Consider the following 21,567-nt stretch of genomic DNA (forward strand, 5'->3'; position numbering starts at 1 on the left):
GGGTCAGCCTCAGGCCGGTTTGCCCAGGTGGTTGGCGTGAAAGCGCAGGTGCGCCTCGATGAAGCTCGCCACGAAGTAATAGCTGTGGTCGTAGCCGGCATGGCGGTTGAGCGTCAGGGGCCACGCCCGGGTGGCGGCCACTTCGGCCAGGGTGTCGATGCCGAGCTGCTCCGCCAGGAAGGGGTCGTCCAGCCCCACGTCCACCAGGGTCGGCAGGGGCGGGCTGTCGTGGTGGCGCAGCAGCTGGCAGGCATCCCACTCCTGCCACAGCAGGGGGTTGTTGCCGAGGTAGGCGCCGAGGGCCTTCTGGCCCCAGGGGCAGCGGCTCGGGTGGCTGATGGGGCTGAAGGCCGACACCGAGCGGTAGCGACCCGGCTCGCGCAGGGCGGCGATGAGGGCGCCGTGGCCCCCCATGGAGTGGCCGCTGATGGCGCGCTTCGTCGAGACCGGGAAGTGGGTCTCGATGAGCTCGGGCAGCTCCCGGGTGACGTAATCGTACATCTGGTAGTGATCCCGCCAGGGGGTCTGGGTGGCGTTGACGTAGAAACCCGCCCCCATGCCGAGGTCATAGCCGGGATCGTCCGCCACCCCTTCACCGCGGGGGCTGGTGTCCGGCGCCACCAGAGCGATGCCGAGCTCGGCGGCGATGCGCTGGGCCCCGGCTTTTTGCATGAAGTTCTCGTCGGTGCAGGTGAGACCGGAGAGCCAGTAGAGCACCGGCACTTTCTGGCCGGTGAGGGCCTGGGGCGGCAGGTAGATGGCGAAGCGCATCTCGCACCCCAGCACATTGGAGCGGTGGCGATACTGCTTGTGCCAGCCGCCGAAGCTCTTGTTGCTGCTGATGATGTCCAGATTCATGTAAGGACTCCTTGCCCCGCCCATGCATCGATGGGCGGGGCGCTCATGGGATCAGTAGTGGATGACGGTGCGGATGCTCTTGCCTTCGTGCATCAGATCGAACGCCTCGTTGATCTGCTCGAGGGGCATGGTGTGGGTGATGAAGTCGTCCAGCTTGAACTCACCCTGCATGTAGCGCTGTACGTAGCTCGGCAGCTCGCTGCGACCGCGCACGCCCCCGAAGGCGCTGCCGCGCCACACCCGGCCGGTGACCAGCTGGAACGGACGGGTGCTGATCTCCTGGCCCGCACCGGCCACGCCGATGATGACGGATTCGCCCCATCCCTTGTGGCAGCACTCCAGTGCCGCGCGCATCACCTTGACGTTGCCGATGCACTCGAAGGAGAAGTCGACGCCGCCGTCGGTCATCTCGACGATCACCTCCTGGATGGGCTTGTCGAAGTCGTTCGGGTTGATGCAGTCGGTGGCGCCCAGCTTGCGGGCCAGCTCGAACTTGCTCTCGTTGATGTCGATGGCGATGATGCGGCCGGCCTTGGCCAGGCGCGCGCCTATGATGGCGGAGAGGCCGATGCCCCCCAGCCCGAAGATGGCGACACTCTCACCCTCTTTCACCTTGGCGGTGTTCATCACGGCGCCGATGCCGGTGGTGACGCCGCAGCCCAGCAGGCAGACCTCTTCCAGGGGGGCGGCCGGATCCACCTTGGCGATGGAGATTTCGGGCAGTACCGTGTATTCGCTGAAGGTGGAGGTGCCCATGTAATGGTAGATGGGCTGGCCGTCCTTGGAGAAGCGGGTGGTGCCGTCCGGCATCAGCCCCTTGCCCTGGGTGGCGCGGATCTTCTGGCACAGGTTGGTCTTGCCGGATTTGCAGAACTTGCACTCGCCGCACTCGGGGGTGTAGAGCGGGATCACGTGATCGCCGACCTTGACGCTGGTGACGCCCTCGCCGACGGACTCGACGATACCGCCCCCTTCATGGCCCAGGATGCAGGGGAAGACCCCTTCCGGATCTTCACCGGAGAGGGTGAAGGCATCGGTGTGGCAGACGCCGGTCGCGACGATGCGCACCCGCACCTCGCCGGCCTGGGGCGGCATGACCTCGACCTCTTCGATGGAGAGGGGCTGACCCGGTCCCCAGGCGATGGCGGCTTTACACTTGATGCTCTGAACCTGTGCCATGAATGACGTCCTCGTAGTGGTTGGATGAACGGAAATGAGTTCGGAGATCCAGTGTAGTTTCCCGCCGATTTGGTGATAATAACGCTAAGTATCAAATCACTTTTACACACAGGTAATAATGTTCGGCTGGGAAGGGGTCTGTGAATTTGTCAGCGTGGCGGAGCAGGGGGGCTTTACCCCGGCCGCGCGCAAGCTCGGGGTGTCGGTGGCCCAGGTGAGCCGCCAGGTGGCGCAGCTCGAAGACAGGCTGCAGGCCAAGCTGCTGCTGCGCACCACCCGTCAGGTGCGACTCACCGAACTCGGGGAGATCTATTTTCGCCACTGCCGCCAGTTGCTGGACAACCTCTACGAGGCGGAGCTGGCGGTGGGGCGCCATCAGGCGGTGCCCCAGGGCTCCTTGCGCATCACGGCCCCGGTCTCCTACGGCGAGAGCCGCATCGCCCCCCTGGTGAACGACTTCATGGTGCGCTTCCCCCAGCTGGAGGTGACCCTCAACCTCACCAACCAGTTGCTGGATCTGGTGCACGAGGGGTTCGATCTGGCGATCCGCCTCGGCCACCTCAAGGATTCGACCCTGGTGGCCCGCAAGCTGGCGCAGCGGGTACCCTATGTGTGCGCCTCCCCCGCCTACACCGCCCGCCACGGCATGCCCAACAGTCTCTCGGAGCTGGCCCGTCACACCTGCCTGGTGGGCAACGGCGACGAGTGGCACTTCACCCTGAACGGTAAACCCCACAGCGTGCGGGTACGCGGTCTGCTGCAGTGCAACAGCGGCCACGCCCTGCTGGATGCGGCCATCAAGGGGATCGGCATCATCCAGCTGCCGGACTACTACGTGAGCGACCACCTCGCCCGGGGGGAGCTCATCGAGCTGCTGCCGGAGCTGCGGGCCCCCGAGGAGGGGATCTGGGCCCTCTATCCCCACAACCGCCACCTCTCCCCCAAGGTGCGGCTGCTGGTGGACTATCTGGCCGAGCGCCTCAGCGATCCCCACCAACCCGCCCTGGTTCGGCCCATCGGTTGAGCCGTCGCCCGAAAAAGAAAAGGCCCGCATGTGCGGGCCTTTTGCATGGCATGAAGGGCGGGGCTATTCCCGCTCCTTGACGTAGGGGGTGCCGAGGGCCTTGGGGGCCACCGCCTTGCCGATGAAACCGGCCAGCAGGAAGACCGTCAGGATGTAGGGCAGCGCCTCGATGGCCTGCACCGGGATCGGGAAATCGCCGATGCTGACCCCTTGCAGCCGGATGGCGACCGCGTCGAGGAAGCCGAACAGCAGACAGGCCGCCATGGCGTTCCAGGGGCGCCACTTGCCGAACACCAGGGCCGCCAGCGCCATGAAGCCCTTGCCCGCGCTCATGTTGGGGATGAACTGGGCGGTCTGGGCCACCGCCAGATAGGTGCCCCCGATCCCCGCCAGCAGGCCGCCGATGATGAGGGCGGTGTAGCGCATGCGCACCACGGAGATACCGGCGGTATCGACCGCAGCCGGTGCCTCGCCCACCGCCCGCAGCCGCAGGCCGAAGCGGGTGCGGAACAGCACCCACCAGGCCAGGGGCACGGCAGCGAAGGCCACATACTCCAGCAGGGAGTGACCGCTCAAGAGCTCGCTGTAGAGCTGGCCGATGACGGGCACGTCATAGAGCTCCTTGGCATAGGGCAGGTCGATGGGGGCGAAGCGCGCCGCACCGGAGAGCGCCGGGGTCTGGCCCCCCTGATCGAACCAGTAGCGCCCCAGGGTCACGGTGAGGCCGGCCGCCAGGATGTTGATGGCCATGCCGCTCACCACCTGATCACCCCGGTGGGTGATGGTGGCGAAGCCGTGCAGCAGGGCGAACAGGATGGAGATCCCCACCCCGACCCCCAGCCCAATCCAGGCGGAACCGGTGACGGCGGCGGCCGCCGCACTGGCGAAGGCGGAGGCTAGCAGCTTGCCCTCCAGGGCGATGTTGACCACCCCGGAGCGTTCACAAAACATCCCGGCCATAGCGGCAAGAATGAGCGGCGGCGCGGTACGGATGGTCGCATCCAGCATCAATATCAGCGTTTCGAACATGGTCAGGCTCCTTTGACTTGCGCGGCTGAACGGTTGGCAAAGGCCAGATAGGCCTGCTCGATGCGCGGGCGCAGCATGTGCTCCAGGGCGCCGCAGAACAGGATCACCAGACCCTGCAGCACCACGACGATGTTGCGGTCCACCCCGAACTCGAAGCTGAGCTCGGCGCCGCCCTGGTAGAGGAAGCCGAACAGCAGGCTGGCGATGATGACGCCGACCGGGTGGTTGCGGCCCATCAGGGCCACCGCGATGCCGGTGAAGCCGAAGCCTTCCACGAAGTTGAGCTTGATCTGGTGCAGCTCACCCTGCAGCACGTTGAGGGCGAAGAAGCCCGCCAGCATGCCGGAGATCACCATGGCCAGGATCACCACCTTGGGATAGGAGATGCCCGCGTAGGCGGAGGCACTCTGGCTGGCGCCGACCGAGCGGATCTCGTAGCCCCAGCGGGTATGCCAGATGAAGACCCACACCAGCACCGCACAGATCAGCGCCCAGAAGAAGCTGATGTTGAGCGGGCTGTTCGGCACCGTCACGCCGACCGCCGCCAGCAGCTCGCTCATCTTCGGCAGCCAGCTCGACATGGCGAACACCTTGCTCTCGGTGGCCATGGATCCCGGCGGCTTGAAGACGTCGACCAAGAGGTAGGCCATCAGGGAGGCGGCGATGAAGTTGAACATGATGGTGGTGATGACGATATGGCTGCCCCGCTTGGCTTGCAGCCAGGCCGGGATGAAGGCCCAGGCCGCGCCGAACAGGCCGCCGGCGATGATGGCGAGCGGCAGCAGCAGGGCGAACGGCAGCACGTCCCCGAGCAGCAGACAGACCAGACCGACCCCGAGGCCGCCGATATAGGCCTGCCCTTCACCGCCGATGTTGAACAGGCCGGCGTGGAAGGCCACCGCCACCGCCAGACCGGTGAAGATGAAACCGGTGGCGTAATAGAGGGTGAAGCCTATCCCCTCGCCGGTGCCGAAGGCGCCGTACCACATGATTTCGGCTGCCTCGATGGGGCTGATGTCGAGGTAATAGAATAGGATGGCCGACACCAGGAAGGCCAGCAGGATATTGACTGCGGGCAGCACGCCCACGGATATCCAGGCAGGAACACGTGCTTGGCTCATGAATGGGCCTCCTTGATATCGTCGGGGACTGGTGTGTTGACCATCATCAGGCCGAATCCGTTACAAGTGGTTGTGACCTTCATGATGTGGCTCCTTGTGATTGGCTTGCCGCCACGTCGTCAGGAACTATGTTCGCCATCATCAGGCCGATGGTGCGTTCATCCGCCCTGGCGCCGTCCAGCTCGCCGACGATGCGGCCATCGGCGATGACCAGAATGCGGTCGGAGAGGCTCATGATCTCGTCCAGCTCCACCGACACCAGCAGCACCGCCTTGCCCTTGTCGCGCATGGCGATGATCTGCTGGTGGATGTACTCGATGGCGCCGATGTCGACGCCCCGGGTCGGCTGGCCGACCAGCAGCACATCCGGGTCCTGCTCCACTTCCCGGGCGATCACCAGCTTCTGCTGGTTGCCGCCGGAGAAGTTGGCGGTCTTGTGCTCCGGGCTCGGCGGGCGCACGTCCCACTTGTCCATCTTGGCCTGGCAATCCTGGCGGATCGCCTCCTTGTCCTGCAGCCAGCCCTTGTTGTACTGGGCACGGCGGTGATAGCCGAGGATGAAGGCCTCTTTCGCCTCGAAGCGGTTGATGAGCCCCATCTTGTGCCTGTCTTCCGGGATGTGGCCGAGGCCGAAGTTGCGCACCTGCTCCGGGTCGGCCGGGTGGCTCTGGCTCACCTCGTGGCGCTGCGCCCCGGCGATGGTGAAGCCGCCCTTGCTGGGCTTGAGGATGCCGCCGAGCATGCTGAGCAGCTCGGACTGGCCGTTGCCGGAGACCCCGGCGATGCCGACCACTTCCCCCGCCCGCACTTCGAAGCTGACGGATTTGACCCGTTCCACCCCGGCGTCATCGACGTAAGAGAGGCCCTCGACCTTGAGCTTGGCCTCGCCCGGCTGGGCGGTGCCCTTGTCGACCTTGAGGCGCACCTTGCGGCCCACCATCAGCTCGGCGAGCTGCTCCTTGTCGGTGTCTTTGGTGGCGACATGGGCCACCATCTCCCCCCGGCGCATGATGGAGACCTGATCCGTGATGGCCAGGATCTCCCGCAGCTTGTGGGTGATGAGGATGACGGTCGCCCCCTGATCCCGCAGCTTTTTCAGCACCTCGAACAGGTGATCCGCCTCTTGCGGGGTCAGCACCCCGGTGGGCTCGTCGAGGATCAGGATGCGGGCACCGCGATAGAGCGCCTTGAGGATCTCGACCCGCTGTTGCAGGCCCACCGGCAGATCCTCGACCTTCTCGTGCAGCGGCACCTCGAGACCATAGTCCCGTGCCAGCTCGCCCAGCAGCTTCTCGGCGGCCGCCAGGCTCTTGCCCAGGCGCCAGCCGTTCTCGGCGCCGAGGATGACGTTTTCCAATACGGTAAAGTTGTTCACCAGCATGAAGTGCTGGTGCACCATGCCCACCCCGGCGGCAATCGCATCTTGGGAGCCATGGGGTTTGAACGGATTCCCGTCGATCAGCATCTCGCCTTTGTCGGCGTGGTAGAAACCGTAGATGATGCTCATCAGGGTCGACTTGCCGGCGCCATTTTCGCCGACGATGCCGTGAATGCTGCCTTTACGAACCTGAAGGTCGATCTGCTTGTTGGCGTAAACCTCGCCAAAGCGCTTATCGATACCTCTTAATTCGATGGCATAGCGATCTGTCTGGTCCATGATGCAGTCCTTGCGGGTCATGAAGTAGAGACTAAAAACCGGCCCGTACGGGCCGGTCTGGATTGAGAGTCGTAGCAGAGACTCAGTACTTGCAGGATCAGTACTTACAGGAGTTGTCGCTCATGTAGTCGTGCACCTTGATCTTGCCGGCGATGATGTCGGCCTTGATGCTCTCGACCTTGGCCTTCATCTCCGGGGTGATCAGCTTGGCGTTGTTCTCGTCCAGCGCCCAGTCAACACCGCCTTCGGCCAGACCCAGGGACTGGATTCCCGGCTTCCAGCTGCCCTTGGCGGCGTCATCCCAGCTCTTGTACGCGGCCAGACCGACCGACTTGACCATGGAGGTCAGCATGGTGCCCGGTTGCAGGTGGTTCTGGTTGGAATCCACACCGATGGCCAGCTTGCCTTCGTCCTTGGCAGCCTGATAGACACCGATACCGGTGCCACCGGCGGCGGCATAGACCACATCGGCGCCCTTGGCGAACTGGGACTTGGCCAGTTCTGCACCCTTGGCCGGGTCGGCGAAGGCTGCCGGGGTGGAGCCGGTCATGTTCTGATAGACGTCGATCTTCGGATTGATGTACTTGGCGCCCTGCTCATAGCCGCACTGGAACTTGCGGATCAGCGGGATGTCCATGCCGCCCACGAAGCCGACCTTGCCGGTCTTGGAGGCGATGGCCGCCAGGGCACCCACCAGGAAGGAACCTTCATGCTCCTTGAAGATGAGGGACTGGACGTTCGGCTTGTCGACCACCATGTCGATGATGGTGAACTGGGTGTTCGGGAATTCGGTGGCAACCTTCTCTACCGCGGAACCCATGTTGAAGCCGACGGCGACGATGGGGCCGTTGCCACGGCTGGCCAGACGACGCAGGCCCTGCTCGCGCTGGGCTTCGTTCTGGGGTTCGAACTCCTTGACCTTGACGCCTTTGTCCTTGTTGTAGACTTCGACGCCGTTGCGGAACACGGCTTCGTTGAAGGACTTGTCGAATTTGCCTGCGGTGTCATAGATGACGGCGGGCTCGGAGGCTGCCTGGGCGGACAGGGCAGCGAGGGTGAGGGCGGCCACGGTGGCCAGCTTGAGCACTTTAGTCACGATCGTATCCTTGATTGTTATGTGAGGGTCCACAACCTGTCTTGGCAGGTCATAAAGCACGCTGGCTAACTGTAAGTGAGCCAGCCCGTTGGTCAAGGGGATCATAGAGGAAAAACGTTTGCGTTAACGGTTTGAAATATAAGCAAATTGCCTTATAAGTGGTTGTTTTATGGTGTTTTTGCAGAATTAAATTCCGGGATTAATAGGGCTCGATCGACATTTTTGTTTGGATTCATGACGTTAGGCGCAACCGTTTTCCTCCTCTGATGAAAAAACTGGCTTCCATCGGCACCAGCCCTGCGGCCTCATCGACGCCGCGTTGGCGGGCGGGCTGGCCCCCGGCTGCTCACGGCTTGGTCTCTGGCGGCTCAGGCCGTATAATCCCCGCCTGTATAAATAAACAGGAGTGGTGATGGACGTTTCAACCCTGCTCGACGGGCTCAATGACAAGCAAAGAGACGCGGTGGCGGCCCCCCGTTGCAACCTGCTGGTGCTGGCCGGTGCCGGTTCGGGCAAGACCCGGGTGCTGGTGCACCGTATCGCCTGGCTGATGCAGGTGGAACGCTGTTCACCCTTCTCCATCATCGCGGTCACCTTTACCAACAAGGCGGCGGCCGAGATGCGCGGCCGGGTCGAGAAGGTGATCGGCGACGGCGTGCGCGGCATGTGGATCGGCACCTTCCACGGCATCGCCCACCGACTGCTGCGGGCCCACCATCTGGATGCGGGCCTGCCGCAGGATTTCCAGATCCTCGACTCCGACGACCAGTACCGCCTCATTCGCCGGGTGCTCAAGGCGCTCAACCTCGACGAGAAGCACTGGGCCCCGCGCGCCGTGATGGGCTACATCAACGGCAAGAAGGACGAGGGGCTGCGCCCCGGCGATATCGACCTCTACGGCGACCCCGTCACCCGCACCTATCAGCAGATCTACAAGACCTATCAGGAGACCTGCGATCGCTCCGGGCTGGTGGATTTTGCCGAGCTCCTGCTGCGCGCCCACGAGCTGTGGCTGAACAAGCCCCACATCCTCGAGCACTACCGCGACCGCTTCCAGAACATCCTGGTGGACGAGTTTCAGGATACCAACGGCATCCAGTACGCCTGGCTGCGCATGCTGGCCGGCGACACCGGCAAGGTGATGATCGTCGGTGACGATGATCAGTCCATCTACGGCTGGCGCGGCGCCAAGATTGAGAACATCCAGCGCTTCCTGACCGACTATCAGGGGGCGCAGACCATCCGTCTCGAGCAGAACTACCGCTCCACCGCCAATATCCTGAAAGCCGCCAACAGCGTCATCGCCAACAATGCGGAGCGCCTTGGCAAGGAGCTGTGGACCGAGGGGGCCGAGGGCGAGCCGATTTCGCTCTACGCCGCCTTCAACGAGGTGGACGAGGCCCGCTTCGTGGTCGGCCGCCTCAAGGACTGGAAAGAGAAGGGGGGTCTGCTCGCCGACTGCGCCATCCTCTATCGCTCCAACGCCCAGTCGCGGGTGCTGGAAGAGGCGCTGATGCAGGACGCCATGCCGTACCGCATCTACGGCGGCCTGCGCTTCTTCGAGCGCCAGGAGATCAAAGACGCCATGGCCTACCTGCGCCTTATCAACAACCGTGGCGACGACGCCAGCTTCGAGCGGGTGGTCAACACCCCGACCCGCGGCATCGGCGATCGCACCCTCGAGATCCTGCGCAACAACGCCCGGGATCAGGGCCAGAACCTGTGGCAATCGGCCAAGGCACTGCTCAATGACAAGGTGCTGACCGGCCGTGCCGGCAACGCGGTGCGCGGCTTTGTGGATCTCATCGACGTGCTGGAGGAACAGGTCTCCCTGCTGCCCCTGCACCAGCAGGCGGATATCGCCATTCAGCATTCCGGCCTCAAGGCCATGTATCTGGCGGAAAAAGGCGAGAAATCCCAGGCGCGGGTAGAGAACCTGGACGAACTGGTCACCGCCTGCCGCCAGTACCAGCGCCCGGACGAGCTGGAGGACATGAGCGATCTCTCCGCCTTCCTCGCCCACGCGGCGCTGGAGTCCGGCGAGAATCAGGCGGACGAATATGCCGATGCGGTGCAGCTGATGACCCTGCACAGCGCCAAGGGGCTGGAGTTCCCGCTGGTGCTGCTGGTCGGCGTGGAGGAAGGCATGTTCCCCAGCCAGCAATCCACCGAGGAGTCGGGGCGGCTGGAGGAGGAGCGGCGCCTCTGTTACGTGGGCATGACCCGCGCCATGGAGAAGCTCTACATCTGTTATGCGGAGAGCCGCCGCATCTATGGCCGCGAGATGTTCCACAAGCCGAGCCGCTTTATCCGCGAGATGCCCGCCGAGTGTCTGGAAGAGATCCGGCTGCGCACCCAGGTGAGCCGCCCCACCCAGTACGGCCGCTTTAGCCAGAACGAGGTGCAGCAGAGCTTCGACGCCAGCGGCATCAAGCTCGGCCAGCGGGTGCTCCATCCGAAATTCGGGGAGGGAATCGTGCTCAACTTCGAAGGGGTCGGCCAGCAGAGCCGGGTGCAGATCCAGTTCGACGACGTCGGCGCCAAGTGGCTGGTGACGGCATATGCCAGACTGGAAGCACTCTGATTTTTCCCGCCTTTTGATACAACCAACCCGGCTTAGGCCGGGTTGATTTTTATATGCCCCATCGCGACAACTTTAAATACGCGATCGTCCGAATACGCTTCGCTATTCGAACCTACGATGCTGGCATCAGGTTACAACAAGTGTTATTAATGCATTCAAATTAATTACCAGGCAACGCTAATGAATAACGTTTATTTTTTAGGTTTTACACCAAAACCATATGTTTGGGTTGTAGTAGATGCTGATGAGCATTGGTATGACTTTAATGCCAGGAAAAATAAATCTCTTTTTATAAGAGAGGTGGTTTTTGCTGCTAAAGGGAAAGATCTTTCTATAATAGTAACAAGACCGGGTATGGTTTGGATATCAAGCAACACAAAGAGACTAGCAACAACACAAGAGGATGACTTTTTCAAAACTGTTGAATTACGTAAAAATTTAATTAAGGTCGCTAATGTCTTTAACTATCTACTAGCTTTGACATCAAAGGATTACACTTCAGGCTGTGCCACGCCAATTATCCCAATAGAAATCACCCTTCATGAAACCATGTGCATGAAATTCTTCGGTGAAAGCGGTCAAAACCTCGATGAACCAACAACATTCATCCCGACATGCCCTAATGTAACCTCAGCTATGAATCTTGAGTTCAAAGAATTAGAAAGTCGAGATGGCCAAATTTATATTGATGCATACAAAAAGGCTTTTGATGTTTTAGAACGTTTAGATGAGAAGGGAATTGAATGCTTAAACACTCTATCAAAATCTGAAAGCGAGTATTTAAATAGTGACTACAGCACCTCATTAATTCTCTCTTGGTTTATCATAGAGCATATCATACTTGATATTTTCTTAAGAGAAGCAAATGGCAGCATGAATAAAAATGGGAACTCACCGAAGTTCGATGACATGCTATCAAAAGTGCAAAGCACTGCTAACTATCGTGAGTATTCATCTGTTATTGCATTGATAACGCAAGCTAAGAATGCACGTAATGGTTTTGCTCATCGAAATGAGAAAGTGGATAAGGATTCAGCAGAAAAGTCCTTGAATGCAGCATTCGCTTTAGCTTCCTACAAATTAAAGATCGATTTGAAGCACAGTATTTATGTACCCCAGATTCTTTCTTACGGTAGGTAGGACCGTAGGTTCGATTAGCGAAGCGTAATCGGACGATCGCGTAAGACGTTCGCGTAATCGGACGCTTACAACGGAACAACCCTTTTAGGTGTTCACTCCAATCCCCCCAACGCCCCATCCACCGACCCGCACCAATCCGGCGGATAGACGCCACTCGCCACATAACGATGGAAGGTGGAATACGGCCAATCGGCCACCCGGGTGACATGACCATGCTTGAGGGGGTTGATATGGACGTAATCCATATGGTGGCGGTAGTCCTGCTCATCCCGGATCAAATGTTCCCAATAGTGGCGTTGCCAGATGCCCCGCTCCCCGTGGCGTAGCCGGGTCTGGCTGCGGCGCTCGTTGACCGGCAAGGCGCGGGAGAAATGGCTTTTAATGAGCCGCCACCGCAGGGGGAAATCGGTGTCCCCTTCCGGCAGAGAGAGAATGCAGTGGAGATGGTCGGGCAACACTACCCATGCATGAATGGCGAAGGGGTGAGCCTGTTGCACCTTGGCAACGCTATGGCGCAGCAGGTCGATCTGCTCCACCAGCAACCGGTTGTTGCGCCGCTCCAGCAGGTTGACGGTAAAGAACCAGGTTCCTCCGGGCCACCATGCCCGCCGCCAGTTGGCCATTCCTTGCCCCTTGCCTCAGTCGAAAAGCCAAGCATAGCCTTGTTGTCTATATAGCCAATCACGCGAACGTCTGATGACACGAACGTCCGATTACGCAATCGTCCAATTCCGCGATCGTCCGATTACGCTTCGCTAATCGAACCTACATGCAGGCGGGTTCCAACAGGTGAATGCCTCACACTCCCGCCTGTCGGGCTCACCGCAACTGAAACGCCTTGACGAGAAATTCGATAAAGAGTCGCACGTTGCGGGACTGCTCCTTGTGGAAGGGGTAGACGGCGAACAGGGTGTGGGGGTCGGGTTGCCAGTCGGGGAGCAATCTGACCAGGGTGCCGTCCGACAGGTCGTTCGACACGAATTCATCCGGTACCAGGATCACCCCGAGCCCCTGCACCGCCGCCTGTTTCAGGGCGATGCCGTTGTTGGCGCAGAAGCTGGCGGGGGGCAGCTCCACCGCCACACTTTCAGCGTCCCGGGTGAAGAACCACTTGTTGGGGGAGGAGGAGAGGCTGTAGCGCAGGCAGTTGTGGCCCTTGAGATCCGCCGGGTGGGCAGGCTGGCCCGCCTCCTTCAGGTAGTCGGGGGCGGCGCAGAGCACCCGCTGCACCTCGCACAGGGGTTTGGCGCGCAGGGTGGAGTCCTCCAGGGTGCCAGCCCCCCGGATCACCACGTCCAGCCCCTGATCCACCAGATCCATGTAGGCGTCGCTCAGGATCACCTCGATGCCGATTTCCGGATAGCGGCGTTGGAATTCGCAGACAAGGGGATTGAGGCGGATCAGCCCGTAGGACATGGGCATGCCGATCCTCAGCCTGCCCCTGGGGGTGAAGGAGGCGGCCATGATGGACTGGTCGGCGGCCTCCAGGCTGTCCAGCACGGCGCATATCTGGCCGTAATAGGCCATGCCCGATTCGGTGACGCTCAGCCGCCGGGTGGTGCGGTTGATGAGGGCAATGCCGAGAAAGGCTTCCAGCTCGTTAATGTTCTTGCTGACCGCCGCCTGGGAGAGGCGCAGGTCGTCCGCCGCCGCCCTGAAGGTGCCCATTTCCACCACCCGGCGAAAGACGTTCAGCGCCGTGATCTTGTTCATCCTGCCCCCGTTAATTCACTACTGGTAAATGATGGCGCCATCATTGCGCACTTTTATCACAATAGTGCGGTTCCCCGGGGTGTCCACCCCCCATCCCCCGCCAGACAGAGAGCTGCCCGTGGCAGACCGGCCCGGATCATGGCCCTCCGGGCGTGGCAGAGACGCAGACGAAAGAGAGGCGATGGGCCCCGGGCACCCCGGCCCCGAGGTGGCAGGCGTAGCAGGCATAAAAGCAGGCGGCAGGGCCCGGGCCCCGCCGCCAGATGGCACGCACCGGCTTACTGCACCTTGCCGGGGGCGGGGGGCAGGGTGATGCCGACATCGGCCCAGGGGTTGGTGCCAAGCAACTGGGCGTGGGGCACGTCCGCCTGGTAGCGCATGGTGAACGCTCTGGGTCCGTGGGCGAAGGCCACCAGCAGCCCCTGTTTTGCATCCATCAACCCGGCGTGCATGCCGAGCCCGTGATAGCTGACTCGCACCGCCTTGTCCTCAAGGCCCACCTTGTCTATCTGGAAGCGGGCGATGCTGCCGTCTTTGAGGGTAAAGCCCCAGCGGAAGGGGCCGCCGCTGACCACCGTCATCACCTCGTCAATGTCGGTGCCGTCCTCGGCGGAGTTGACGTGCATGCGGCCGTATTTCCCCAGCACGGCGCTGCGGGTGCGCTCGTCCAGCGCCATCAGGTCATAGACCTTGGGGTAGGGGCCGACGCCGGTCTCTTCGGTGGCGACGCCGCCCCCTTGCACCGCGGGCGCACGCCCTGCGAGCCTGGCCTGCTCCAGCAGTTCCCCCTGACTCAGGTTGAAGGCCGAGATCAGGGCGCGGTGCTCCGCTTTGGTCAACGCGCGGCGGTGGGAGGCTTCAAGCAGCGGCCTGGCGGCCTCGGGAATGTCGACGGTGACCACGTTGACGCCGATGGGGTTGAGCGCGTTGTTGACCGCTTCGACGCCGGTCACGGCCGGGCGGCCATCGCTGAACTGCACCGAGACGATGTCACCGGCGAAGGTGTTGAAAGAGAAGGCCGAGGCGAGGGTGCCGGCCAGCAACGGGATAGGGGTGAGTTTCATACAAGACTCCTCGTTAAGGTTCGAGAAGCAGTCTAGGGCGGCGATGTGTTCACTGAAATGACACTTGGATGATATGAAAATTCACTGACAGTAATGAATCGTGGGGATCAGGGTCGTCGGCCCGCCCCGGGGGAGATCGCCCTCTGCCAGAGGGTGTGAGCCCGGTTGACGCAACGGGGCCCGGCTTGTGGTATGACTCGGGGCGTCACCAAACAGAACCTGTCGGAGGAAGAGACAATGCTGGCGTTGATCACCACGGCGCACCACACCTGCTACCCCAATCCCATCGCCTTTCGGGCCGGAGAGCGGGTGCGCATCGGCCACGAGGACGACGAGTTCCCGGGCTGGGTGCGCACCTTTACCGCAGACGGCAACGAGGGGTGGGCGCCCCTGTCCCTGCTGACCCCGATCGGCGCCGGGGAGGCGCAGGCGCGCCAGGACTATACCGCCCGGGAGCTGGACGTGGCGGCGGGGGAGCGGGTTCGAGTGGATCGGGAGCTGGCAGGCTGGCTCTGGGTTCACAACGAAGCGGGGCAATCAGGCTGGATCCCGGCCAGCTGCATCGCCTCGCCCTCATAAGGTGGCAGCGGCTCGGAGAAGGAGTAGAGAGCGGAGAGAGAAACCCGGCCAGCGACGGACGTGCGGCCGGGTGAATTGTAAAGAGTAGGGTGACGGAAAACGGATCAGCCTAGTCTAATCAACTCGATGGGGGCGTAGCGCTCCTGGCTGTTCGTCAGCAGCACGCACTTCTCATGTTCCGCCTCATAGGGGGTCAGGTTGTCGGTGTGCGCCTCCTTGAGGGTGTCGACCGCGCCGGTGGCGGCAATCATCACCCGTTGGCCCAGGGTCAGCACATTGCGGTTTCGATCGTAGATCTTCATGGCATTCTCCTTGTGGGATGGGTGCCCCGGCCCGTGCCGGGGCAACGGGCTCCAGACTACGCCCCTCGAAAAACGAGATGCCTGTCACAGATCAAAAAAAGGGGAAAGAGGGACTCGGTGCGGCGACGGGGCGCGGCGCTCTGGTCTCGCTGCCCGCCGGTGATGGCCACTGCCTGTCGCAGGGCAAGGAGGACGCCCTCGCTTTTCATCCCCTCGGGCTCGAACTGCAAGGGGGATGCGCTATAGTGGAGCCGCTCGTTTTACTGCCTTCAACCAACCGAGAGTGCATTATGAATCGTGATATCGCAGCCCAGTTCATCAAGATGCTGACCAACCTGGACCAGTGTCTGGCCAAGGCCGAGGCCCACGCCGAGGCGAAGAAATTCAACGTGGACAACTTCTTCAATGAGCGCCTCATCGTCGACATGCTGCCCCTGAGCAAGCAGGTGCTGATCTGCTGCGACAGCGCCCGCGCCGTGGTGGCCACCGCCAGCCTGAGCGAGCCGCCGGTGCTGGGGGATGATCCCAAGACCATGGCGGATCTGCGCGCCCACGTGGCCAAGACCATCGCCTACCTGCAAGGCAAGCTGGACGCCGATTTCAGCCAGTATGCGAGCGGCCACTACTACCCCTACTGGGCGGGCGGCAAGGGGATGGACGGCCACAGCTGCGTCCACGAGTACGGCATCCCGAACTTCTACTTCCACCTCACCATGACCTATGCCCTGCTGCGCCAGGCCGGGGTGGATCTGGGCAAGCGGGATTACCTGGGCGGTCTGAACCTGCAATAAACTGCGCTTCAGCGACGACAAAGCCTGCCCCCTGGCAGGCTTTGTCGTTTTCGGCCCGGCTCAGCGCCCCAGGTTGTCGGCCAGTTGTTTGGCGCGACTTGCGGCCCACTGATCGATCATCTTCTCCATCTCCAGGGCGGTGATGGGGGAATCCTTGTGGGTGGTGTCCGGGCTCTCGCGAGCGTCCATCACCCGCACCAGCAGCTTGCCGCTCTGGGCGTCGAGCAACTGGGCCATGCTGCCCACCTTGAGCAGATAGGGCTCCTTGCCTATCACCTCGCGGGTGACGTTGATGGCGATCTTGGCGGGCAGCAGATCCCGCAGCTTGGGGTCGGGCCGGGTCAGGTCGAAGTTGGTGATGGCCGCCTGCACCCGCATCACGCCGGGGCCGGGTTCGGTAGCCATCTTGACGCCCTGCTTCATCAGCTCCCGCTGGAAGGTGGCGTGGTAGTAGCGGCCTATCTCGTTCTGCTCGTTGGCAGTCAGCAGATACCACTGGCCGTTCTCCTGGCGGATGAATTGCAAGGGATCGAGCAGTACCGCGTGGTACTGGCGCAGATCCACGCCGGGCTCCTTGTAGATACGCTGGTTGGGGTTGCTTTCACTCTGCTGGAAGGCGGTCAGCGGGATCGCCTGCAGGCTGTGGGAGACCTGGTTCTTCGCGGCGCACCCGCCCAGCAGGGCGGCGGCCATGGTCATCATCAAGACTCGTTTCATGGGGGCTCCTGGCGGTGGATGGTCGCTGCAAGAACGCAGCCCGCCCTGCCCACAGAGATACCTGATCAGGCCCCTCTCTCACAAGGGGTATCTGTGCGGGGCCACCGGGGGAGCCCCCGTGTCGGGTCACTCGGCGGGGATCTCGGGCTCCACCAGGGTGGCGAGCTGCATCAGGGACTCCTGCCAGCCGAGGTAGCACATCTCCACCGGGATGACCGCCGGAATACCCGCCTGTTCGATGGCGAGATCGGTGCCGCACAGCACCTGGGTGAGGGTGATGGTGACCTGCATCTCCCCCGGCAGGTTGGGGTCGTCGAAGCGGTCGGTATAGCGGATGCGCTTGCCCGGCTCCAGCGCGAGATACTCGCCGCCGAAGGCGTGGGTGTGGCCGCTGGCGAAGTGGGTGAACGACATCCTGAACTGGCCGCCGACCCTGGCATCCAGCGCCGCCACCTTGCAGGTGAAGCCATGGGGGGGCAGCCATTTGGCCAGGGCGTCCGGCTCGATAAAGGCCTGGTATACCCGCTGTGGCGGGGCCTTGAGTACGCGATGCAGAGTGACTGTTCCTGTGCTCATCTTGGGTTCCTTCTCGGCTGTATCCGAGCAAGGATAGTCGCTCGGGGGAAGGACAACCGAGGGTCAGGAGTCGTGGCGCTCCCATTGAAGGGCTAGGTTGTCATCAGGCGGCGCGCGTCCTGGTCGCCATGAGCGGCCGCATTTGCCGCTGGCGACGCCTCCTCTGTCAGGCACGTCTGCACGCACTCCATAAACACCCGCATGGCGGGGCTGACAAACTTGCTGGCGTGGTGGGCGCACAGGGCCGTGATGACGAGGGGCGTGGGGGAGAAGGGCAGCTCCTGCAGCTCCCCCGAACTCAGCTCCCGCTCGACGGCGAAGCGGGGCAGGAAGGAGACGCCGAGGTTGCTGGCCACGCAGCGCTTGATGCTCTCTATGCTCCACAGCTCTATGGTGCCGTCCAGAGTGATGGCTCGCTGGCGTAATGTGCTCTCGAAAATCTGACGGAAGATGCACTGGGGTTCGTTGATGATGAAGCTGACCGGCAGGTGCTGATCCGGGCGGGTGAAGTCGATATCACCGCTGAGGGCGGGGGAAGCTACCAGCACCAGGGGTTGCTCGCCAAAGCTCTCCATCAGCAGGGCGGCATCGTTGCCGACCCGATAGAAGATACCGAGATCGGCCTCGTCCGCCAGCAGCGCATCGCGAATGACGTAGCAGTTCAGGGACCGGAGCGACAGTCGGACCCCGGGAGCCAGCCGCTTGAAGCGCTCGAGCACCGCCGGCATCTTGTAGGCCAGCAGAGTTTCGCCGATGGCGACCCTGAGCTCGCCGCTCGGCTCGGCGTCCTGCTGCGCCGCCTGGCGCAGACCCGACATCACCCGGATCATCTCGTGCACATGCGGCATGATGTTCTGTCCGGCCTTGGTCAGGCACATGCGACGCCCTATTTTTTCGAACAGTTGTAGCGAAAGTTCCTGCTCCAACTGCTGGATATGGAAGGTTACCGTCGACTGGGTGCAGCAGAGCTTGCGGGATGCCTTCACGAAGGAGCCCTCCTCGATCACCGTCTTGAGGGTAATGAGACGTCGCAGATCCATGGGGACTCCAATTCATCGAAATGGTTGAATTTAGAATGCTAAAACATTCGATTTTTTGATGCCAGTGGCCGCGTTAAGGTATCACTCCCATTTGGAGAAACACCATGACCACGACCCTTGTCAGCGCATTTTTGACTTACACCCTGATCACGGCCATGACGCCGGGACCGAACAACATACTGGCTCTGAGCGCCGCCAATCAGCATGGTCTGCGCCGCAGTAGCCGGGTGCTGGCGGGCATGAGTGCGGGCTTCCTGCTGATCATGCTGCTGTGTGCCCTGTTCACCTTCACCCTCATCAGCCTCTCCCCCGCGCTGGTTGGCTGGCTCAGCTGGGCCGGGGCGGCTTATGTGCTCTGGCTGGCCTGGCGCATTGCGGCCAGCGGCTACAACCTGTCGAGCACAGATGGAGCCTTGCCCGGCTTCTGGACCAGCTTCTGGCTGCAGTTCGTGAACGTGAAGATCATCCTATACGGCATCACGGCGCTCTCCACCTTCGTGTTGCCCCACACCACAGAATTCGTCTGGGTGCTGGGCGTCAGCCTGCTGCTGGCGCTGATCGGCACGCTGGGGAACCTCTGCTGGGCCCTGGCGGGTCATCTGCTGCAGCCCCTGTTCCAGCGCCACGGCCGCATTCTGAACCTGACGCTGGCGGGCTTGTTGGTTTACTGTGCGCTTCGGATGCTGATCTGACGGAACGCAGGCCGGGGGGCGTCGCCTCCTTTCGCCTGCAGAGAGGATTTTTCGTTTTCTCTTCAAGGAGTTGATCAAGATAGAGGTTATTGTCACCGTTCGCTCATATAATCGCCGCCATGCAAGCGACTCGGAAGGATTCGATGACACAGCTGATGGCGGCCCTGCTGGGGCTGTTTTACGCCAGCCTGATCTGGGCGGCGCCCGTCCCCTTCGTGACGGCCCCCGGCCCCCATGCCACGCAGGGGAGGCTGGAGCCCCTGCTCTCCTGGTTCTCGGGGGAGTTTTCCAGCCAGGAGCAGGCCACCTTCGATGCCCGCTTCACCAGTGCCGAGCTGCGGCTGGTGGAGATCTGGCCCGGGGAGGGCCCCTTTCGCTGGGTCTATGCGGAGCAGTTTCTGACCGAGCGGGCGCAGCGGCCGTTTCGCCAGCGCATCTACCGCTTCTCCTCCCTGCCCGATGGCCGCATCCTGATGGCCGAACTGACCATGCCGAGGGCCACGGATTTTGCCGGCGCCTGGCGTCGGCCCGCGCTGCTCGACTCCCTCACCCCCCAGCAACTCTCCCTGCGCGAAGGGTGCGAGATCTGGCTGACCCGCCAGCCGGGCGGGGAGTACAAGGGGCAGACCCGGGTCGGGCACTGCGCCACCGATTTTGGCGGTGCCACCACCCTGGTGCAGTACCTCTGGATCGGCCCGGACAGCGTCCGGTTGCTGGACAGGGCCTATGACAACGGCGCCCATCAGCGCTGGGGCAGCCCGGGGGAGGGTTACGTCTACCTGCGCAAGGGGATGCGGCGCGGGGAGTAGTCGCGCCGTCCGTCAAGGCCCCTCCCTGCTTGCCGCCAACAAGGACGTGCCGGTCAGGCTGCTGGCCAGTGCCCCTGCAGATCCACCAGGATGGAGAGGCTGACCGCGCCAAACAGCAGGCCCGTCATCAGGTTGAGCGGGCGCTGGATGCGGCCGAGCAGGTGCTGGGCGCGGGGAGTGGAGAGGCTCCAGGCCAGGGCGCTGAACCAGACGAGGGAGAGCAGGAACAGCTCCAGGATCAGCAATCCCCGGGTCAGGCCATCCACCAGGGGCGTCACCATGGCGGCCAGCAGTCCCATGAAGAACAGCATCGCCTTGGGGTTGAGCAGATTGGTGGCCAGCCCGCTCTTCACCCCCTTGCGCCAGCCCGGCCGCTCGCCTCCGGCGCGCAGCGCCAGATCCCCGCTTCCCTGCCAGGCCGCCTTCAGCGCCCCCCAGCCCAGCCAGCCCAGATAGAGGGCACCCACCAGTTTCACGGCGAGAAAGAGCCAGGGCTGGCTTGCGATCAGCAGGCTGATGCCGGTCAGGCTCAGGGTGGCGTGGAGCAGGATGGCGAGGGCGATGCCAAGGGCCGCTCCGAGGGCGGTGGGCCTGTGCAGGCTGGTGCGCAGGATGAGCGCGAAATCCGGGCCCGGGCTCGCCAGGGCGACGAGGTGGACGAGACCCAGGGTCAGAAACAGGCTGGTGAACATAAAAGACCTCCGACAGCGGTATGGAGGTGACAGCATGGGGCAGGACGGGGGACGGGAGATTGTAAAAGATTGCAGCGGCGGTGATTCAGGCGGGCAGCATCTGCTGGCGATACTCCGCCGGGGTGAGCCCGAAGGCCTGACGAAAACCGTGGTGGAAGTGGCTCTGATCGAAGAAGCCCACCGCCAGTGCCACCTCGCTCACCGGCAGACCGCTGCCGAGCAGGCGCTTGCCCTGTTCGAGGCGCAGCCGCTTGAGCCAGGCATAGGGGGTCATGCCGGTTTTCTTCTTGAACTGACGGAGGAAGGCGAAGCGATCCAGCCCGAACAGGGCGGCCAGGTCCTCCAGGGTGTGGCGCTCGTCCAGTCGGGCCAGCAGATGGTCGCGCAGGAACCTGAGCTGGGGATCCGCCAGGGCGTGGCGCTCGGGGGCGAGCCGGAACAGTTCGCCCAGCAGGGCCAGCAACTGGCTCTCCGCCAGCAGGCCGTCGGGGGAAGGGCCGTCCAGGTGCATGTGCAGGCGGGCAAAGCCCTGATAGAGGTCGGGGCGGCTCTGCAATCCCTGGTGGAAAAAGGGCTCGGGGTGCTCCGGCAGCCAGCGGGCCAGCTGCTCGGGGGCGATGGAGAAGACCCGCACCTCGTACCCTTCCGGCAGCAGGCTGAGGCCGTCGTGCATCTCGTCCGGGTTGACGGTGGAGAGTTCGCCGCGCACCAGGTGGTGGCTGTTCCCCTTGTGGATGAACTTCTGGCCGCCCCGCTGCACCAGACCGATGTGGTAGTCCAGATGCACGTGGCGGCCATAGCTGAACTCCCTGTGGTGGGAGTGGGAGAGTTCAACCCCCGGCAGCAGCCGGGATTGCCAGTAGTGGATGCGGGAGTGGGGTGCGTTCATCCCCTATTGATACCC

Annotated in this window: 22 protein-coding genes; 7 read left to right on the forward strand and 15 right to left on the reverse strand. The window is 62.7% G+C overall.

Annotation, left to right across the window (positions count from 1 at the left end):
• Nucleotides 1-9 precede the first annotated feature (9 nt).
• Nucleotides 10-858, reverse strand: coding sequence for an S-formylglutathione hydrolase (gene fghA / locus OKC41_RS13990; RefSeq protein ID WP_201936085.1), 849 nt, complete (start codon nt 856-858; stop codon nt 10-12).
• A gap of 51 nt (nt 859-909) precedes the next feature.
• A complete protein-coding gene (locus OKC41_RS13995) occupies nt 910-2,037 on the reverse strand; it encodes an S-(hydroxymethyl)glutathione dehydrogenase/class III alcohol dehydrogenase (RefSeq protein ID WP_041212135.1) in 1,128 nt (375 codons plus the stop codon).
• Between the two features lie 118 nt (nt 2,038-2,155).
• Here OKC41_RS13995 and OKC41_RS14000 point away from each other — a divergent pair, with 118 nt between their 5' ends.
• A complete protein-coding gene (locus tag OKC41_RS14000) occupies nt 2,156-3,061 on the forward strand; it encodes a LysR substrate-binding domain-containing protein (RefSeq protein WP_039039541.1) in 906 nt (301 codons plus the stop codon).
• A gap of 63 nt (nt 3,062-3,124) precedes the next feature.
• On the opposite strand, the gene OKC41_RS14005 is transcribed toward OKC41_RS14000, so the two are convergent.
• The 4 genes from OKC41_RS14005 to OKC41_RS14020 form a co-directional block, all read right to left on the reverse strand.
• Nucleotides 3,125-4,090, reverse strand: a complete 966-nt coding sequence (locus OKC41_RS14005) for an ABC transporter permease (RefSeq protein WP_109112063.1) — start codon at nt 4,088-4,090, stop codon at nt 3,125-3,127.
• A gap of 2 nt (nt 4,091-4,092) precedes the next feature.
• Nucleotides 4,093-5,211 carry an ABC transporter permease gene (locus OKC41_RS14010; protein WP_201895210.1) on the reverse strand — a complete coding sequence of 373 codons (1,119 nt, stop codon included), beginning with the start codon at nt 5,209-5,211 and terminating at the stop codon, nt 4,093-4,095.
• 79 nt (nt 5,212-5,290) lie between these two features.
• A complete protein-coding gene (locus OKC41_RS14015; protein WP_049637040.1) occupies nt 5,291-6,868 on the reverse strand; it encodes an ABC transporter ATP-binding protein in 1,578 nt (525 codons plus the stop codon).
• 97 nt (nt 6,869-6,965) lie between these two features.
• Nucleotides 6,966-7,964, reverse strand: coding sequence for a BMP family protein (locus OKC41_RS14020; RefSeq protein WP_041212138.1), 999 nt, complete (start codon nt 7,962-7,964; stop codon nt 6,966-6,968).
• Between the two features lie 412 nt (nt 7,965-8,376).
• Here OKC41_RS14020 and uvrD point away from each other — a divergent pair, with 412 nt between their 5' ends.
• Nucleotides 8,377-10,548: a DNA helicase II gene (gene uvrD, locus OKC41_RS14025; RefSeq protein ID WP_201895209.1), complete on the forward strand. Its 2,172-nt coding sequence runs from the start codon at nt 8,377-8,379 to the stop codon at nt 10,546-10,548.
• A 180-nt stretch (nt 10,549-10,728) separates the two neighbouring features.
• Nucleotides 10,729-11,688: a hypothetical protein gene (locus OKC41_RS14030; protein WP_201895208.1), complete on the forward strand. Its 960-nt coding sequence runs from the start codon at nt 10,729-10,731 to the stop codon at nt 11,686-11,688.
• Between the two features lie 92 nt (nt 11,689-11,780).
• On the opposite strand, the gene OKC41_RS14035 is transcribed toward OKC41_RS14030, so the two are convergent.
• The 3 genes from OKC41_RS14035 to OKC41_RS14045 all read right to left on the reverse strand — a co-directional run bounded on the left by OKC41_RS14035 (nt 11,781) and on the right by OKC41_RS14045 (nt 14,465).
• A complete protein-coding gene (locus OKC41_RS14035; RefSeq protein WP_201895207.1) occupies nt 11,781-12,311 on the reverse strand; it encodes a transposase in 531 nt (176 codons plus the stop codon).
• 196 nt (nt 12,312-12,507) lie between these two features.
• Nucleotides 12,508-13,401 (reverse strand): LysR family transcriptional regulator, encoded by an 894-nt coding sequence (locus OKC41_RS14040; RefSeq protein WP_201895206.1) that lies wholly within the window; start codon nt 13,399-13,401, stop codon nt 12,508-12,510.
• 278 nt (nt 13,402-13,679) lie between these two features.
• A complete protein-coding gene (locus tag OKC41_RS14045) occupies nt 13,680-14,465 on the reverse strand; it encodes a hypothetical protein (protein ID WP_201895205.1) in 786 nt (261 codons plus the stop codon).
• Between the two features lie 237 nt (nt 14,466-14,702).
• On the opposite strand from OKC41_RS14045, the gene OKC41_RS14050 reads away from it, so the two are divergent.
• Nucleotides 14,703-15,044: an SH3 domain-containing protein gene (locus OKC41_RS14050; protein ID WP_201895204.1), complete on the forward strand. Its 342-nt coding sequence runs from the start codon at nt 14,703-14,705 to the stop codon at nt 15,042-15,044.
• A 104-nt stretch (nt 15,045-15,148) separates the two neighbouring features.
• Here the strand turns inward: OKC41_RS14050 and ydfZ are convergent, their stop codons facing one another.
• Nucleotides 15,149-15,346 carry a putative selenium delivery protein YdfZ gene (ydfZ, locus tag OKC41_RS14055; RefSeq protein WP_010672483.1) on the reverse strand — a complete coding sequence of 66 codons (198 nt, stop codon included), beginning with the start codon at nt 15,344-15,346 and terminating at the stop codon, nt 15,149-15,151.
• Nucleotides 15,347-15,636: 290 nt separating this feature from the next.
• Between ydfZ and OKC41_RS14060 the strand changes: the two genes are divergently transcribed.
• Nucleotides 15,637-16,137, forward strand: coding sequence for a DUF1993 domain-containing protein (locus tag OKC41_RS14060; protein WP_041212145.1), 501 nt, complete (start codon nt 15,637-15,639; stop codon nt 16,135-16,137).
• A 60-nt stretch (nt 16,138-16,197) separates the two neighbouring features.
• Here OKC41_RS14060 and OKC41_RS14065 read toward each other — a convergent pair whose 3' ends face one another.
• The 3 genes from OKC41_RS14065 to OKC41_RS14075 form a co-directional block, all read right to left on the reverse strand.
• Entirely contained in the window at nt 16,198-16,854 is a 657-nt protein-coding gene (locus OKC41_RS14065) for a DUF3313 domain-containing protein (protein ID WP_201895203.1), read from the reverse strand.
• Between the two features lie 126 nt (nt 16,855-16,980).
• Nucleotides 16,981-17,430 (reverse strand): SRPBCC family protein, encoded by a 450-nt coding sequence (locus OKC41_RS14070; RefSeq protein WP_103259322.1) that lies wholly within the window; start codon nt 17,428-17,430, stop codon nt 16,981-16,983.
• Nucleotides 17,431-17,522: 92 nt separating this feature from the next.
• Entirely contained in the window at nt 17,523-18,470 is a 948-nt protein-coding gene (locus tag OKC41_RS14075) for a LysR family transcriptional regulator (protein WP_201895202.1), read from the reverse strand.
• Nucleotides 18,471-18,574: 104 nt separating this feature from the next.
• Between OKC41_RS14075 and eamB the strand changes: the two genes are divergently transcribed.
• Nucleotides 18,575-19,162, forward strand: a complete 588-nt coding sequence (gene eamB, locus OKC41_RS14080; RefSeq protein WP_200163855.1) for a cysteine/O-acetylserine transporter — start codon at nt 18,575-18,577, stop codon at nt 19,160-19,162.
• 143 nt (nt 19,163-19,305) lie between these two features.
• Nucleotides 19,306-19,971 carry a chromophore lyase CpcT/CpeT gene (locus OKC41_RS14085; protein ID WP_201895201.1) on the forward strand — a complete coding sequence of 222 codons (666 nt, stop codon included), beginning with the start codon at nt 19,306-19,308 and terminating at the stop codon, nt 19,969-19,971.
• Between the two features lie 53 nt (nt 19,972-20,024).
• On the opposite strand, the gene OKC41_RS14090 is transcribed toward OKC41_RS14085, so the two are convergent.
• Entirely contained in the window at nt 20,025-20,663 is a 639-nt protein-coding gene (locus OKC41_RS14090) for a LysE family translocator (RefSeq protein ID WP_270672107.1), read from the reverse strand.
• 85 nt (nt 20,664-20,748) lie between these two features.
• Complete coding sequence (locus OKC41_RS14095; protein WP_041214099.1) at nt 20,749-21,552, reverse strand: AraC family transcriptional regulator; 804 nt, start codon at nt 21,550-21,552, stop codon at nt 20,749-20,751.
• Nucleotides 21,553-21,567: the final 15 nt, after the last annotated feature.

The sequence above is a fragment of the Aeromonas sp. QDB17 genome (assembly GCF_027705305.1).
GTDB classification, from domain to species: Bacteria; Pseudomonadota; Gammaproteobacteria; order Enterobacterales; family Aeromonadaceae; genus Aeromonas; species Aeromonas caviae.